General features: G+C 51.6%; 14 protein-coding genes. All 14 read left to right on the top strand.

The features are described from left to right. Positions 1-2: 2 nt before the first annotated feature. The 14 genes from mshL to D9T21_RS21110 all read left to right on the top strand — a co-directional run bounded on the left by mshL (position 3) and on the right by D9T21_RS21110 (position 17310). Positions 3-1676, top strand: a complete 1674-nt coding sequence (gene mshL / locus D9T21_RS21175) for a pilus (MSHA type) biogenesis protein MshL (protein WP_377907573.1) — start codon at positions 3-5, stop codon at positions 1674-1676. A gap of 2 nt (positions 1677-1678) precedes the next feature. Further along, the gene (locus D9T21_RS21170; protein ID WP_123327156.1) at positions 1679-2602 is read left to right on the top strand and encodes an ExeA family protein; all 924 of its coding nucleotides are present in this window, start codon (positions 1679-1681) and stop codon (positions 2600-2602) included. After that, a complete protein-coding gene (locus tag D9T21_RS21165; RefSeq protein ID WP_164464799.1) occupies positions 2599-3714 on the top strand; it encodes a DUF6584 family protein in 1116 nt (371 codons plus the stop codon). Before D9T21_RS21170 ends, D9T21_RS21165 begins: the two co-directional genes overlap by 4 nt. After that, entirely contained in the window at positions 3711-5504 is a 1794-nt protein-coding gene (locus D9T21_RS21160; RefSeq protein WP_164464798.1) for a GspE/PulE family protein, read from the top strand. Before D9T21_RS21165 ends, D9T21_RS21160 begins: the two co-directional genes overlap by 4 nt. Continuing rightward, positions 5497-6720 carry a type II secretion system F family protein gene (locus D9T21_RS21155; protein WP_123327153.1) on the top strand — a complete coding sequence of 408 codons (1224 nt, stop codon included), beginning with the start codon at positions 5497-5499 and terminating at the stop codon, positions 6718-6720. Before D9T21_RS21160 ends, D9T21_RS21155 begins: the two co-directional genes overlap by 8 nt. 2 nt (positions 6721-6722) lie before the next feature. Next, on the top strand, positions 6723-7238 hold the full coding sequence (locus tag D9T21_RS21150; RefSeq protein ID WP_123327152.1) for a hypothetical protein: 516 nt from the start codon (positions 6723-6725) through the stop codon (positions 7236-7238). 33 nt (positions 7239-7271) lie between these two features. After that, entirely contained in the window at positions 7272-7916 is a 645-nt protein-coding gene (locus D9T21_RS21145; protein ID WP_123327151.1) for a pilus assembly FimT family protein, read from the top strand. A 68-nt stretch (positions 7917-7984) separates the two neighbouring features. Continuing rightward, entirely contained in the window at positions 7985-8494 is a 510-nt protein-coding gene (locus D9T21_RS23190) for a prepilin-type N-terminal cleavage/methylation domain-containing protein (RefSeq protein ID WP_206427314.1), read from the top strand. A gap of 38 nt (positions 8495-8532) precedes the next feature. After that, a complete protein-coding gene (locus tag D9T21_RS21135; RefSeq protein WP_123327150.1) occupies positions 8533-9075 on the top strand; it encodes a type IV pilin protein in 543 nt (180 codons plus the stop codon). Next, complete coding sequence (locus tag D9T21_RS21130; protein ID WP_123327149.1) at positions 9065-9631, top strand: type IV pilus modification PilV family protein; 567 nt, start codon at positions 9065-9067, stop codon at positions 9629-9631. The genes D9T21_RS21135 and D9T21_RS21130 overlap by 11 nt, the downstream gene beginning before the upstream one ends. Beyond that, the gene (locus D9T21_RS21125; RefSeq protein WP_123327148.1) at positions 9628-10488 is read left to right on the top strand and encodes a PulJ/GspJ family protein; all 861 of its coding nucleotides are present in this window, start codon (positions 9628-9630) and stop codon (positions 10486-10488) included. Before D9T21_RS21130 ends, D9T21_RS21125 begins: the two co-directional genes overlap by 4 nt. 28 nt (positions 10489-10516) lie before the next feature. Continuing rightward, positions 10517-10903 carry a type II secretory pathway component gene (locus D9T21_RS21120; protein WP_164464797.1) on the top strand — a complete coding sequence of 129 codons (387 nt, stop codon included), beginning with the start codon at positions 10517-10519 and terminating at the stop codon, positions 10901-10903. A 13-nt stretch (positions 10904-10916) separates the two neighbouring features. Beyond that, entirely contained in the window at positions 10917-15986 is a 5070-nt protein-coding gene (locus tag D9T21_RS21115) for a laminin G domain-containing protein (protein WP_164464796.1), read from the top strand. 280 nt (positions 15987-16266) lie between these two features. Beyond that, on the top strand, positions 16267-17310 hold the full coding sequence (locus D9T21_RS21110; RefSeq protein WP_073316955.1) for a rod shape-determining protein: 1044 nt from the start codon (positions 16267-16269) through the stop codon (positions 17308-17310). Positions 17311-17348 lie beyond the last annotated feature (38 nt).

Below are 17348 nucleotides of genomic sequence, written 5' to 3'. Positions count from 1 at the left end.
GCATGAATAAACGTTTGATATACATCGCTCTGGCTATGGCACTGGCGGGCTGTCAGTCGACACCCGAAGAATCCGTGGTAGAACAATCACTAAAACAGCAACTGGCTGAACAAATTGCACATGAACAAGCCGCGCAGAAAAATGCCAAAGCGACACCGGATTCCTTGCAGGATGTGCCGGACAGTGTAACCAATCTGCTTGGCGATGTGGCAACCACTGGTGAGCGCCCGTCGTTATTCGGCCCGGAAAAATACGATATCGAAGCCGACGGCGTTGGCGTAAAAGCCTTTTTTACCGGCCTGGTGGCAGATACCCCCTACAGCGTGGCGATTCACCCCGACGTCAGCGGTGAAATTTCCCTGAGCTTAAAACAGGTCTCCATGGAGCAGGTGATGGAGCTGTTGGGCGACCTTTACGGCTTTGATATAAGCCGTAAGAGTAATGTGTTCAGGGTTCTGCCGGCCGGCATGCGCACTGAAACCCTGGCGGTAAACTACCTGCTGATGAAGCGTGATGGCTCGACCCAAACCAGCATTATCTCTGGCGGTGTTTCCCAGGCCGATAACAACGGCAACGGTAATTCCAACAGCAATTTTAATAATTTCAGCGGTAATTCGGCCAACAGTAACAATCTGGGGAACCAGTTTGGAAACAACATAAACGGCACCTCTATTTCAACCCGAACAGAGACCGATTTCTGGACCGATCTGAAAGCGTCACTGGAATCGATGATTGGCACCGAAGGCGGTCGCGCGGTATTTGTTACGCCACAGGCCGGCCTGGTCACCATTCGTGCTATGCCGGATGAGATCCGTGATATTAAACGTTTCCTGAAAACCTCTGAGGCAAGCCTGCAGCGCCAGGTTATTCTGGAGGCCAGAATTCTTGAAGTGGCGCTTGATGACGGCTACCAGCAGGGCATTAACTGGTCTGAGGTAGTTGCAAATGTTGGCAGTACCGACTTTACCTTCAGTAACACCGCGGCCACCATTGGTAATGAAATCTCAGCGTCGCTGGGTGGCGTTACCAGCTTATCCTTCCTTAACCAGGATTTCTCCGGAGTTATCTCACTGCTGTCTACGCAGGGAAATGTACAGGTGTTGTCCAGCCCCAGAGTCACCGCCATTAATAACCAAAAAGCGGTGATAAAAGTGGGTGACGATGAGTATTTCGTAACGGATGTGTCGAGTCAGAACACCATTACCTCCACCACCACATCGGTTGTTCCTAATATCGAACTTACGCCGTTCTTTTCCGGGATCGCGTTGGATGTAACGCCGCAAATTGATGAAAACGGCTCGGTGTTGCTGCACGTTCACCCTTCTGTTATCGAAACCCAGGAGCAGGAAAAAGTGGTAAGCCTGAATCAGGAGCAAATTGTCCTGCCGCTGGCGCAAAGTACCATACGTGAGTCTGACACCATCATTAAAGCAGCGTCGGGCGAAATTGTTGTAATTGGTGGCCTGATGCAAACCAGCCTGACTGATTCAGAATCAAAAACGCCGCTGCTTGGCGATATTCCGCTACTGGGCGAATTGTTTACTAACAAAAGCCAGCGTGAGACCAAGAAAGAGCTGATTATTCTGCTTAAGCCCACGGTTATCGGCAGTGGGACATGGGCAGAGCAAATTGAATTAAGCCGTGAAAAAATGGCCGACTGGTTGTACGTAGACTAATTATGTACCTGTATCACTTTGGTATCCGTGAACTGCCTTTTACGCTGACCCCGAATACCAGCTATTTTTTCGGTTTGCCGAGCCACAATGAGGCCATGCAGGTATTGCTGACGGCACTGAAAACCGGTGAGGGCTTTATCAAGGTTACCGGCGAAGTGGGTACCGGTAAAACGCTGATTTGCCGAAAGTTGCTTAATGAGTTACCGGATTTTTTTGTGGCTGCCTACGTGCCGAATCCGATGCTGTCACCGACCGAGTTACGGCGTGCGGTGGCCAATGAGTTAGGCGTGGAGCTGGGCAACGACTGCGATCAGCAGGAGTTCACCCAAAAGATTCAGGAACGTTTGATTGCCATTCATCAGCAGCAGAAAAGTGCGGTGCTGATTATTGATGAGGCTCAGGCGTTGCCCACAGAGAGTATTGAAGCGTTGCGGTTGATGACCAATCTGGAGACTGAGTCGCGCAAGTTACTTCAGGTAGTGTTATTCGGGCAGCCGGAGCTGGACGAAAAGCTGGCCTTGCCGGAGTTACGCCAGTTACGGCAGCGAATTACCTTTAGTTACAGCCTGGCGCTTATGGATCCCGATCAGGTGTATCAGTACGTCAGGCACCGGGTCAATGTGGCTGGATATCATGGCACCGATTTATTTAATCGCCAGTGCTGTGAGTTACTCTACCGCGCGAGTGCCGGCACGCCACGGGTAGTGAATGTGCTGGCCCATAAAGCGTTAATGCTGGCTTATGGCGAAGGCAAGTCTGCCGTAGAACCGGAGCACATCGCTGCGGCATCTGCCGATACAGAAGCAGCGCAAACGGTGAGCAGTAAGTGGTGGTTTAACCCGCAGAGTAAATGGTTGCTATTAGCGACCACAGTAGTAGTGATTGCGATGATTGCAGGGATATGGAACATGAGGGCGACACTGTGAGTGTAGTCAATAAAATGCTGAAAGACTTAGAGAACCGGGAAGCCAGTCAGGCTACGCCGGCTAACTATCAGCCGCCTGCTAAAAAGTCCTCGTCAGTGTTGCGCATTGCTGTCATTCTGCTGCTTGGCGTAATAGCTATTGGCGCCGTTTACTTATGGCCGGTTGCCAACGAGGATAATCTGTCACAAAGCCCCTCAGTAGGGCCGATTAACCAGATTGTACCTGATGCCGTGGCCGCCCGGGCAATAGCGCCTGAAGAGCCGGAACCACAAACGGCTGAGCCTGAAGAACCCAGACAGATTACAGCTTCACCAATTACAAAGCCGCAAAATACCATGGGCGTAATGGATGGTCCGGTCGATATCACTGCGCAACCTAAACGCACCGAGTCCTCTGCCGGTGATCCTCAACCCAGTGCGCTGGAGAGAGTGGCTGCGTATTCAGGTGGCAACGCATCTGTATCAGAACCTTCCCTAACAGCAGCCCCCGAGCCTGATAAAGCGCCCGCTGAGCCGGTGATTAAGCCCAGTGCCGCGAATCCGGAAGAAGCCCTTAAAGCGCAAATCCGTCAGGCTTTGAGCCAGAACGATACACCAATGGCTGTGCAGTTGTTACGTACGCTGATCCGCCAGCAACCTGATAATGTGGCCGCCCGTAAACGTCTGGCCGCCCTGTATTTCAGTGCTGGCCGCACCACCGACGCCCAGCAGTTACTGCAACAAACCGTGGCGGATATGCCCGCCGACAGTAGTGTCAGACTAATGTATGCGCGCTTGCTGGTGCAGCAAAACGAGACCAAGCTGGCTTATTACACGCTGCAGGACGTTAACGACTACACCCAGCCATCTATTGAACTGTTAGGCTACCGGGCATCGCTGGCGCAAAAGCTCGGCCTGCTCGATGACGCGCTGCAGGACTACGCACAACTGGTTGTGCTTGATAGTCAGACCGCTAAATGGTGGCTCGGTCAGGCGGTGGTTGCCGACAAACAGGGTTACACAGCCCTCGCGCTAAGCAGCTATCGGGAAGCGTTGTCACTAAGGCAGCTCGAGGACGGTATAGAACAATTTATTCGCCAGCGCTTAACTAATCTGACAGGAGTTTCATCATGAGTGGTGTAAAAGTCAGGCTGGGTGATCTGCTGGTTCAGCAGGGGCTGATAGACGAGCCTCAACTGATGTCGGCGCTGGCTGAACAACGCCAGACCGGCCGCAAGCTCGGCGCCACTTTGATAGCCATGGAACTGGTTACCGAAAAGCAGTTGCTGGAACTGCTCTCCACCCACTTAAATGTGCCACTGATCGACATTGATCACTTTAATGTTAATCCGGCTGCGGTCAAACTGCTGCCGGAAGTGCAGGCCCGTCGATACCGGGCACTGGTGCTGGAAGACCGTGGCGATAAGTTACTGGTGGGAATGAGCGATCCGGCCGACCTGACCGCCGTGGATAATCTTGGCGAGATCCTGCCCAAACCTATTGAAGTGGCCGTAGTGAGCGAACAGCAATTGTTTGGCGCTTACGACAGCTTCTACCGGCGCACCGATGAAATTGCCTCTTTTGCCCAACAGCTGGCCAATGAGTACCGCGATGAGCAGGAGTTTGAGCTTACCGCCGGGCTAGAGGACGAGCAGGATACTGCCGTTGCCCGCCTGCTGCAGTCGATCTTTGAGGATGCGGTACAGGCCAAGGCCTCGGATATCCATATCGAGCCAGATGAGCAGCAATTACGCATCCGGCAGCGGGTAGACGGGGTTTTGCAGGAAACTGTTATTCCGGAAAATAACATTGCCGCAGCGCTGGTATTACGCCTTAAACTGATGGCGGGTCTGGATATTTCAGAAAAGCGTTTGCCGCAGGATGGCCGTACCCAGGTCCGCGTAAAAGGTCACCGGGTGGATGTGCGTTTATCAACTATGCCGGTACAAACCGGTGAAGCAGTGGTTATGCGTTTGCTGGATCAGTCAGCCGGTGTATTAACCCTGGATGAAACCGGCATGCCCAGACCATTGCTCGACCGTTTAAGGGTATTACTGAAACGGCCTCATGGCATGATCCTGGTAACCGGGCCGACCGGTTCCGGTAAAACCACCACGCTGTATGGTGCCCTGAGTGAATTAAACCAGCCGCAGCGCAAAATTATTACCGTTGAAGACCCGGTTGAATACCGTTTGCCACGCATTAACCAGGTGCAGGTAAACAGCCGTATCGGGCTTAATTTCTCAAGCGTACTGCGGACCACCTTGCGTCAGGACCCGGATATCATCATGGTGGGTGAGATGCGGGATCAGGAAACCGTGGAAATTGGATTACGCGGTGCGTTAACCGGTCACCTGGTATTATCCACGCTGCACACCAACGATGCCGTATCCAGCGCTATTCGTTTGCTCGATATGGGCGCTGCAGGCTACCTGGTTGCCAGTTCATTGCGAGGCATCATTGCCCAGCGTCTGGTGCGGCGGATTTGCGATAATTGTGAAGTAGAACATCAACCTTCACACGATGAACTGTTCTGGCTCGGGCATATTGATAACAACCTGGATAACGTTACCTTTAAACGGGGCAAGGGATGTCAGAAGTGTAATCATACCGGTTATCGCGGCCGGATGGGCGTGTTTGAACTGCTCGAACTGACCGACCCGATGATGAATGCATTAAAAGCCGGTGACACTGTTGCCTTTGGTGAGCATGCCTTAAAAAGCCCGGGATATAAGCCGCTGTCTCACGTTGCGCTGACCTATGCCAAAATGGGCCAGACAACGGTAGAAGAGGTACTGAAGCTGGTGGAAATGGTTGCCGAGCTCCCGCAAAGCGACGAGCAGGATGAGCAATCCGAAAAGAGCGATTCTGGCAATAATAGCAATACAGGCGGCCTGAGTCTGGAGGACTTACCGGATGCCTAGGTTCAGCTATACCGGCCGTGAGCCTGGTGGCGAAATGAAAAGCGGCATGCTTGATGCGCTTGACGCTAACGCAGCGGCTAAAATGTTGCTGGCGCGCAGCATTACACCTATTTCTATTAATCCGGTAGAGGGCGGGGCGACACAGAGCGAGGTAAAGGTTAATTTCCTTACCCCTAAGGTGAGTCTTGATGAGCTGGTGATTTTGTCTCGTCAGATGTACTCCCTCACTCATGCCGGTATTCCAATTCTGCGAGCGGTAAGCAGTCTGGCCGAATCGTCATCGTCGTTGCGCCTGAAAATAGCCCTGACCGATATCATCAGCCTGTTGGAAAGAGGGCGCACGCTATCTTCAGCTATGCACCAGCACAGCGAAATCTTCGACCGGTTATACGTTAGCGTGGTGCACGTGGGTGAGAATACCGGTCGTCTGGATGAGGCCTTTTTGCAGTTAGCCGGTTACCTTGAACGTGAGCAGGAAACCCGCCGCCAGATTAAAGCGGCAACCCGCTATCCGATTTTTGTAGTGTTCGCCCTGGTGGCGGCGCTCATCATTATGAACATTTTTGTTATCCCGAAATTCGCCGATATGTTTAATAAGTTCGGCGCCGAATTACCGGTGATGACCCGCTTCCTGTTAGGCATGTCTGACTTTTTTATAAATCAGTGGTACATATTAATTGGTGCCCTAATTGCTATAGTTCTCGGTGTACGTAACTACTTACAAACGCCGGATGGAAACCTGACCTGGAGCCGCAAGAAACTGAAGCTACCGATTATCGGAAAAGTCATAGAGCGCTCGCTGCTGGCCCGTTTCTGTCGCAGTTTCTCGATGATGCTGCAAGCCGGTTTACCGTTAACCACGGCACTTAATCTGGTGGCTGAAGCGGTGGGCAACCGCTTTATGGAAACCAAGATAATTGATATGCGCCAGAGTATTGAGAAGGGCGAGAACCTGTCGAGGGTCACCCAGGCTAGCGGCCTGTTTACCCCTATGGTGCTGCAAATGGTCAATGTGGGTGAAGAAACCGGTCGGGTAGATGAGCTATTAGCTGAGGTGGCCGATTTTTACGAACGCGAAGTTGACTATGACCTCAATAGCCTGACGGCCAAGATAGAGCCGGTATTGATTGGTATTGTGGCAGGTATGGTACTGGTGCTGGCACTGGGTATCTTTACGCCGATGTGGGACATGATGAGCGCGATTAAGGGGCAATAAGCTTGAAATCAAAAGACGTTGCCGAACATAACCTTAACCGGGTGCTGGTTAACCTGGCGGTTATCGTTGTGTTTACCATATTGATGGCGACCGCGATTGTTTATGTGTACGACAGTGAACCGGATGTGGAAGCGGAAATTATGCAGGGCTACGCCCGTCAGTTTGCGACCAGCGCAACGAATGCCCACTGGCAGTGGCAGGCCGAGGGTCGTCCGGAAATGATTATGCTGGTGCACTACGACAACGAAGGTAAGGAAGTCGGTCGCCGGCCGGTCAGAATGGCCCACTTTGGCTGGCCAAAAGTCGAGCCGAGTTCAGAGAGTTGTTTGCAGCTCTGGGAGCAGTTACTGAATACTTCAACCCGGGTTGAAGGATTTCGGGTGCTGGGTGATTACTATGCCAGTGATAACGAAGGGGAGCAAACGCCGAATGCACGGTGTCGCTACCGGGTGAGTACCGGGCCCTATTTCGACTACAGTATTTATACGGGTATTGTTCAACAATCAGGGAATGACTAGTTCGTGAATAAATTGGGAGTTCAGGAGTTATCTATGACAAATTGTAAACGTCACAACGCGGGTTCGCATATCGCGGGTGTAAAAGGTTTTACCCTCATTGAGCTCACTATTGTAGTGGTCTTACTGGGGTTACTGGCGGCAGTGGCTATTCCGCGTTTCCTGGATGTTACCGAACAGGCCGAGGATGCCACTATTGAGGCGGTTTCCGGAGGTTTCGCGACCGGTGTTGGCCTGGTCAGGGCAGAGTGGGAACTTGAGGCCCGGCCGCGGGATAATCAGGGCGCCAATCTGTCGTTTGTCACCATCGACGGTATTGTTGTTGGTGTCGACCGTAATACTGGCTACCCTACCGGGCAACTGAACAACGATAACAGTACCGAAGATGACGCCATGTCAGCGCTGGACTGCGAGAGTATTTTTAACCTGATTATGCAGAGCGCACCAACTATTACGTCTAACTGGGCAAACCGCCCGTTTGACAGCTTCCGTTATTTTACTAACTTCAGTAATGGTACAGGCTCCGGCGGTAATGACCTGTGCTTTTATTATTTGAGTAAATCAGTGCGGAATTTACAGAATGCACCAACCGATGACACTGTTGGGGATGGATTTATATACGATCCAAGAATCGGTCAGGTGGTAGTCTTTAGCAACAATACTAGCAATTCGTCTAATTAGTACAGTAAACACTGTACTCGATTGAAAAATAGTGAATAATAGAAAAACTTGTTTTGAGGGGAATTAACATGCAACAGCGTGGTTTTACTTTAATTGAACTGATCATTGTGATCGTGATCCTGGGCATTTTAGCCGTAACCGCCGCACCGCGTTTTATTGACTTCCAGGGCGATGCTCGGGCATCAACCCTTCAGGGTCTTAAAGCTGCGTTACAAGGTGGCTCGCAACTGGTTTACGCAAAATCATCTATTGCTGGTGAGCAGGCGACTGCTGCGGCGGGTGACGCAACTACTCAGGTTACTATCAATACCATCACGGTTGAGACTGACTTTGGTTACCCTGATGCTGAAACCATGGCTTTTGCTAACATCACAGCCTGGGCAGATGTATCTGACACAGACTGGGATCTGACCGTTGGTGATGGTGGAGCCGGAAATCCAGCAGCAGGTATTAATGCGTTTACACCTGAAGGTGTTGATTATACGTCTACCGCTGCAAACGCCTGCCAGGTGCTGTATGAAGAAGCTACAGCTGCAGGTGATTCACCAACTATCACAGTGGAATCTGCAGGCTGCTAACAGGCTGCTTTCCTTCTGAGATTAACTCTGGTCGCGCTATGGCAGGAAAACGTTGTAGTGCGGGCTTCAGTCTTGTTGAGTTAATCACAGTCATTACCTTAATCGGCGTGCTGGCCGTTGTGGCCGGCACCCGACTTCAAAGCCGCCAGGGCTATGTTGAATACGCCTATCAGGACCGCCTCGTGTCCGCCCTTCGTAATATGCAAATCAGAGCCATGCAGGATACCCGCGACGGGTTTTGCTTTCGGCTCAACTTTCAGTACGGCGCCAGTAGCGCATATGGACCGCCAGCTCTCGATTATGCGCCCGGTAATGGCAGTGCTACGTGCGGTAGCGGCATAGCCAGTGATGCACCGGCTTTTCTGGCCACCGTGGGCACCGAGCTTACCGATGAAGGACTGAGCTTATCCAGTGCCGATGGTGCGCTGATTAATTTCAGTTACATAGGTTTTGATGCCCTGGGCAGGCCGCTGAACAATGCTGCTAACTGTGGTACGGGCACGCCTTGCCGGGTAACTATCACCGGTGAGTCCAGTGTGGATGTCTGTATTGAAAGCGAGGGTTACATCCATGCCTGCTAAAGCTGCAAAAGGATTTACCCTGGTCGAGCTGATTATTGGCATTACCGTGTTTTCTATCATTATGATGGTGATCATTGGTTTGATTGGCCCGCAGTCGCGCCTTAGTGTGGAGCCCATCTGGCAGGTCCGGGCCAGCGAGTTGGCGCAATCGCTGATGAGCGAAATTAATGCCCGGGCATTTGATAACAACCTGGCTAACAGCAGCACCGGCGAGCGCTGCAATGAATCTATACCCTGCACGGCCTCGGGAAATCTTGGTCCCGATGCCGGCGAAAGCCGTGCTCAGTATGATGATATTGATGATTACAACGGCCTGAATGAATCCGGAGCAACGATATTGTCGGCTCAGGGCCTGCCAGTGCTTTACAATGGCGAGAGCCTGTATACCGGTTTCTCTGTCGCCGTTCAGGTTTACTATGATGATAACGAAGACGGCGTAAATGACGACGCCGGTGGTAGCGGTGCGGTGATCGGCAATGTAAAGCGGATTGTCATAACCGTAACTACGCCCGGCGGTGAAGCAATAACCTTCAGTAGTTACCGGTGGAACGTATGATTAGCACCACCCAGCGTAACCGCGGATTTACCCTCATTGAACTGGTCACCGTTATTGTCATCCTCGGTGTGGCCAGCGCTGGCATTGCCAGTTTTGTGCGTGGTTCCATGCAAACCTATATTGATGTCAGTACTCGTGAGCAACTGCTGTCCGAAAGTCGTTTTGCTATTGAACGGCTAAAACGTGAACTACGCAATGCCTTACCTAACAGCGTTCGGATAACCGGTAACACCAGCTATCACTGTATGGAGTTTGTGCCGATTAACTGGGCCACGGTGTATACCGATTTGCCTGATGCCGGCGATTCCACCTACGAAATCGACGTGGTTGCCCTGCACGATATAAACAATGTGCCCTATGAGCTGCCCGGCGGCGATAATTTTGCAGTAGTGTATCCTACACGCAGTGAGGATGTGTTTGATGCTAATAATGGCCACCGGGTTACCGTGTCCGGTTGCAGCGATGATGGTGACGGCGACTGCACCACGCTGGATGACAGTGATAACATTGTGCAGCTTGAGGTGACCGGGTTACTGGCGCAGGAATCGCCTGCTTCCCGGGTTTATCTTATCGACCGCGCCGTGAGTTACTGCGTATATCAGAATCGCCTGATCCGCTATGAAAATGATTTACTGGTGAATCAGTTAGGGGCTTTTCCCGGCCTGCCGGTGATTGCCGAGCATGTGGCCAATGTCTTGTCGGCTGATCCGGTGAATAATCCGCAGGAGGACGACCCGTTCCGGATTATTTCTACCAGTCTGCAGAGTAACTCGATAGCCGAAATTCGCCTGCGCTTTATCGATAATAATGAACAGATTGCTTACCAGCAGGAGATCCACATTGATAATATTCCCTGACAAACGCCAGCGCGGGAGTATGTTGGTAATGACGTTGTTCATAATAATCATACTCGCCTTTCTGGGCATCACCATGGTTAATCTGCTATCGTCGTCTAATCAGTCGGTGGTGTATGAGGTGCTCGGCGCCAGAGCGAAAATGGCGGCTCAGAGTGGAGTACAGCGATTACTCAGCACCGCTTTTCCATTAAACAGTCCGGTAGCAACCTGTAGTACCACTGTTACCAGTAATGCTGCCTTCAGCACCGGCGATGGGCTGGAAAACTGCAGTTATCAGGCAACCTGCACTACCACTCAGGTGGTAAAACAAAATGTCGATTATAATTACTATCGCTTTGAGAGTACCGGTATCTGCCGGGCGAATGATACTTGGGCCAGCCGGACCTTCGAGCTGGATGCGTTCGAAGAACGTTAATAAAGGGTAAGCAGTGACTGTATTGCGTTGTTGTATTCTACTGTTATGGTTGCCTGCCATGTTGGCGGCGGCTGCCAGCTGCTCCAGTGTTTTTCCCGATCCGGCCGGGTCCTATTCCTCTTCCGGTTATATTCAGTTTCAGCCGCAAACTTCGCTGGTTGGCAGTGACGGGCAAATAAGTTTTGCCAGTATGGTGGATAACAGCGGCGGCAGTAGCTGCGATACCGTCGCCTGTCAGCTAAGCGGCAGCAGTGCAGCGGGAATGGCCATTTCTGCTTACCAGTATTCGCCTTCAACCACCGACCGCTATATTCAGGATAATACCTCGGCAACACTGAGCGCTGGTGATTACCGTAATATTACCCTCGGCAACGGTTCGAGTCTTACCGCTGTATCCAGCAATAACACCTTTAAAATTAAATCGTTGTCAGTAAATTTCAACGCTGTGCTAACGCTGCAAAGTGGGGTGTACTGGATAGAAAGGCTTAACCTTGGACAAAATGCCCAGCTCCAGGTGGCCAGTGGCGCCAAAGTGGTAATATATACCCGCGACTTTTCCACCAATATCAGTAATCAGGTAAATACCAACGGTAATCCGGATCAACTGCTGATGTACTCCGAAGGTAACATCACCTTTGGGCAGTACTCTCAGGTAAAGGGCTATTTTTATGCTGTGGCGTCGGCAAGCTATAACACCGATGTGCAGCATACCGGTGCCGTTAATGCGCTGAATGTGATTATGCAGGACCGCGCAAAAATCACTTACGATCAAAGTGGGGTGTCGACCTTTGCCGCCGATAACCTGTGTACTCAGGCCGCTTTTCTGCCCACAGCTACCGCCCGTTGGACAATGAATGCCTGTGCCTTAACCGGCGCCAGCGGCGAGGTGGTGGATGCCATTGCCGGTGTCAACGGCCAGTCCTTTGAGGACCCGAGTATCGACAGCAATGGTAAGCTCTGTCAGGCCGCTTATTTCAGGGGCGACGGTGATCATATTCGCTTACCCCACAACAGTCGCTACCAGGTTAGTGCTGGTACGGTATCGTTCTGGATGAAAACCGATAACCTGGCTTTCGTTAATTTTGATCGTACCCAGGCGGGTGGCATGGCGCTGCTGTCGAAAGACAGTATCAATAATTACAGTGGCCAGTTCACTATATGGGTTACATCCACCGGTGCAATTAAGGTCAGTCAGGAGTCCGGTAATAATACCTACCAGATAAACTCTACCCCGGTGATCACAGAGGGGCAGTGGCACCATGTGGTTTACAGTGTTGGGGCTGCTGGTATGCAGGTCTACGTAGATAAAGTGCTGGTGGGCTCGAACAGCAGTTACACCTCAGGCTGGCAGAATAACAATCGCACCACGGTGATAGCGGCTAATACCAATCGGCACGATGTTAACAATTCTTCCTATTCTGATATTGGTGATTTTTATCAGGGCCGCATGGATGATGTGCGCCTGTATAATTCTCAGTTGTCGGAAGAACAGGTTGCGCTATTGTTTGCTGAGTCAGAAGCTAACTGCACCAGTTGTAGTTCAAATGCCACGCTGCTTTCACACTGGAATATGGATGTGTGTAGCCTGAACGGGTCGTCTGGCGAGGTAGTTGACGTAGTCGGCGGCATTAATGGTCAGGCGGTCGATGGCGCCCGGGCCGAAAATTACGGGCGTTTTTGTCAGGCGGTCGGCTTCGATGGCTATAATGACCATATTAATATTCCTCATCATAGCAGCTACGAATTAAGCAGTGGTTCTATTTCCCTCTGGTTTAAAGTAGCCAATCTTGATCACAATTTGGATAATAACGGAGAGTCATTCCAGGCTTTATTCTCCAAGGACTCAGCCGGCCTGGATAATGGCGGACAACTAACGATATATGTAAATCAGGAAGGCCGCTTTCTGTTTAAACATGAAACCCAGTCAACCACCTATAACGTATATTCGTTACCAGAGGTCGAAGAGCGTGAGCGTTGGTATCACCTGGTGTACACGTGGAGTTCTGCGGGGCTCAATGCTTACCTGGATGGCGTTTATCTTGGCAGCTATGCGGCTAATGGCCTTACATTACGCTATAACCGCGAACCCATTATTCTTGGCGCCAGCGCCTCTAATTCCAGTAACAACGCGTCTTACAGCAATGAGCTGGCCTATCATATGTTAGGTGATATTGATGATGTACGGATTTACGATGCCGAGCTGTCCACCGCAGACGTGCAGGGGCTGTATACCGCGTCAGACTACACCTGTACTACCTGTACCGGCGCGGTGGCTAAGTTACATTATCAGTTTGAGGAAGCCTCATGGGATGGCGCTGGCTCAGTGATTGATTCATCAGCTGAGGGGAACAATGGTACACCGGTGGGGCTGGTAACGCCTCAGTTACCGGCTAACGACATTTCATGCCGGGCATTGGATGTGCCTTACAATAACAGTTATAACCAGCTCGACGAAGTGGATAGCAATCTGGATCTCAACAATATCGGGCCGCGGGGAACGGTATCGTTCTGGTATCGTAGCGATAGCGCCTGGATGGGCGGCGGCTATCGTATGCTATTTGATGCCAGCCGCAGTGAAGCAAATGACGGCAGTGCCGGCAAGTATTTCTTTATGTCGTTAACCAGTAACGGTGAACTGGCCTTTGGCATGGAAGATTACTACGACGGTGACATGCTGGTTAAATCGCAGTCGCTGGGATATTCCGCTAATGAATGGGTGCATATAGCATTAAGCTGGGACGTCGCCTCTGAAGACGTTAATTTATACGTCAATGGTAGTCGCGTGTACATGTACGGCAGCTGGGCCTTCAGCAGCTCAGCGCTGGGCAATGTCTCGTCGGTAAAAATTGGTGATAGCTCATCGAATTATTTTGTTTCTGAAATGACAGTCAGCTCCGCCAATGGGCAGATTGATGACTTCAGACTGTATGATTACGAACAGTCCCGTGAGGCCATCCGGGCAGATTTAAACAGCACGGTAGACTGTGTGAGCGTGCATCACTATGAAATCACACACCCCGATCAAACCCTCACCTGCAGTGCAGCCACGGTTACCATCAAGGCCTGTGCCAATGCCAGTTGTTCAGAACTGGTGACCGATCCGGTAAGTGTTAATTTACCCAATGGTGACTGGTCGGTGTCGATGCCGGTAACGTTCTCCGGCTCTGTAACAACTACCTTAGAGCAATCTGTAGCGGGCACTTTCCCGCTTTCAGTAACTGCGGCGAATACCGACTCTGCCCCGCAATCTCCCGCGGAGTGTACAACAGACTGTAACATCGACTTTGTGAATGCCGGTTTTGAATTCTACGATACCGCCGCCCCTTATTCCTCAGTACTGCCTGATATTATTGCCGAAGCAGACCTTGGCCGCATTGGCCTCAGGGCGGTACGGGATAACGCCGGCGTTTGTCAGGCGTTACTCACTGGCAATCAGTCGGTTTCGCTAAGCTATGACTGTATCGATGGCGGTACCGGTTATTCACCGGATCAGTGTTCAGTACCGTTAGCTGGTGTACCCGTAAGTGGCTCGGGCACCGGCCAGAATACTGCCAGTGTAACGCTGAATTTTGATGCCGACGGCGAAACCAGCCTGAGTGGTTTCTCGTACGCCGACGCAGGTCGGGTTGCACTTTCTGCCACAGCCAGTGTAAATGGCGTGATAATTGATTCGGGCAGTGCCCAGTTTGATAGCATTCCAGACAGTATTTCGCTGGGTGCCACGGCGTCCTATCCGCAAACCGCCGGCGCAGAGTTTACGCTTTCCATGTCAGCCCGAGGGGCTAACAACAGCGTTCTGCCCGGTTATCAGCCTGGTACTATGCAGATGAGCCTGCTTAGGGTTGCGCCGGTTTCGGCAAATGCGGCAGAGGCGCAGTTGTTTGTGGCAGCCTCACAATCGGTGACCAGTGCTGCCAGTCAGGCCTGGTCAGATGTCAGCATCGCCGCTTTCAATAGCGGTAACTGGAGCTTTGCCCAGGCTTATGTTAGTGAGGTGGGGTCATATACCTGGGATGTGCAGGATGCTGACTATCTGGGCAATGTTATCAGCGCCAATCAGGTGGGGCCGGGGCGGATCATTCCTGCGTATTTTGACGTTAGCGCCTCCACCACCCCGCAATTTGAAGATCAGTGCAGCAGCCAGTTTACCTATATCGGGCAACCTTTCGATTTTGTTACCGGCAGCGAACCTGAGTTATCAGTAACCGCCTATAATGCCAGGGGCCAGGTGACCCGCAATTATTCGGACAGCCTGTGGCAGTTAAACCCGGGGAGCAGCGGTTTAAGTGCCATCAGTTTTGCTGATAACTCTGCTTATAGCGGCGCACTGAATATCCTGAACGCAGGGGATATACCCGTTGTTACGGATCACACTGATTATGACGGCGAAGGTAAGATAACTGTGCTCAACACTCAGGTTAGCTACAGTAAAATTGCAACACCATCTGCAGGTACAGGCAATGGCTCACCATTCACCGCTGATGCCGCTATGACTTTTTCCGCGTCATTCCTTACCGATGCTGACGGGGTGTGTTACCAAACCGCTTATCCTGGTAGTTGTGAGGCATATAGTTTTAGCTCAATTCAGGGCACTGATCTTCGCTATGGCCGGTTACGCATTGAGAATACCTTTGGTCCGGAAACCGAAACCCTGACGGCCCCTCTGGTCACGGAATACTATGATAGCGGTAACTGGATGGTAAACGTGCAGGACAGCTGTACTGCATTGAGTTTGTCGCAAAGCAGTGGGCAGGTGTCGATTGCCAGCGCTTCTGAAGGTACCGATGAGCAGGATATTACCAGTCACCTTCCAGGCATTAGTAGTACCGGCGTGTTATCCGCGGGTAAAAGTCCGGACTCTATGATTAATCTGGGGCCGGCCATGCAGAACGGCGTAGCGCTGCGTGGGGCGGTGAGAATAACCCTGGAGCCCGGCGCAACCGGAGCGAACTGGGCCGGGTATCTCAACATCGACTGGGATGGCGACGGTGATATCGACACCGATGACAAACCAAGCGGTGAGGCCTTCTTTGGTATTTACCGTGGCAACGACCGCACTATACACATTCGGGAAGGCTACTAAACCATCGGCTGGCAGGGCAACAGCGTAACCTTGTATAGGCATAAATACCTGCCGTCAGGTTAAAGCTTGTATAATAGTTGAACGCTGCGCATGCTCCATGGTCGAAGCGACAGGCAAATCAGGGCAATGGCTGGTTTTTTTCGGTTTAGTCAGGGAGTTTACTTGCTCAAAATAGCCCCCATTGTTAAAGTGTGCGGATAGTTGTTAAATCACGTCCAGCCGCCTTATTCCCGCACTTCACGGCGCAGTGACAGGTGCTTATTACAGGAAATACCACTTCATGTTTAAAAAACTTCGAGGCATGTTCTCTAACGATCTGTCCATCGACCTCGGAACAGCCAATACATTGATCTACGTAAAAGATCAGGGCATCGTGCTGAATGAACCCTCCGTTGTTGCTATCCGCCAGGAACGTGCTGCCGGCCCTAAAAGTGTTGCTGCGGTAGGTGCCGAAGCTAAGCGCATGCTGGGCAGAACGCCGGGTAACATTCGTGCCATCCGGCCAATGAAAGATGGTGTTATCGCCGATTTCTACGTGACCGAGAAAATGCTGCAGCACTTCATCAAGCAAGTGCACGACAATAACTTCCTGCGCCCCAGTCCTCGTGTACTGGTGTGTGTTCCCTGCGGTTCTACCCAGGTTGAACGTCGCGCAATCAAAGAGTCGGCGCTCGGTGCCGGTGCTCGTGAAGTGTATCTGATTGATGAGCCCATGGCGGCGGCCATCGGTGCTGGCTTACCCGTATCCGAAGCAACCGGTTCAATGGTGGTTGATATCGGTGGTGGTACTACCGAAGTGGCGATTATCTCTCTTAACGGTGTGGTCTATTCCTCTTCCGTGCGTATCGGTGGTGATAAGTTCGATGAAGCGATTATCAACTATATCCGCCGTAACTTTGGCTCGCTGATTGGTGAAGCCACAGCTGAACGCATTAAGCACGAAATTGGTGCCGCCTATCCGGGTGAAGAAGTACGCGAAATTGAAGTTCGTGGTCGTAACCTGGCCGAAGGGGTACCACGCGGCTTTATTCTTAATTCAAATGAAATTCTGGAAGCACTGCAGGAGCCATTAACCGGTATCGTATCGGCAGTCATGGTGGCCCTTGAGCAGTCACCGCCAGAATTAGCCTCTGATATTTCAGAGCGAGGCATGGTGCTCACCGGTGGTGGCGCATTGCTTAAAGATCTCGACCGACTCCTGATGGAAGAAACCGGTATACCGGTGGTAATAGCCGATGATCCACTCACTTGTGTGGCGCGTGGCGGAGGCAAAGCCTTCGACATGATAGACATGCATGGTGGGGATTTGTTTAGCTACGAGTAAATAGACAAGGCAACCTTCTCAGGTTGCCTTCTTGCATT

Source organism: Marisediminitalea oceani, from assembly GCF_003731635.1.
Taxonomy (GTDB): domain Bacteria; phylum Pseudomonadota; class Gammaproteobacteria; order Enterobacterales; family Alteromonadaceae; genus Alteromonas; species Alteromonas oceani.
This window is presented reverse-complemented; position numbering and strand designations above follow the sequence as displayed.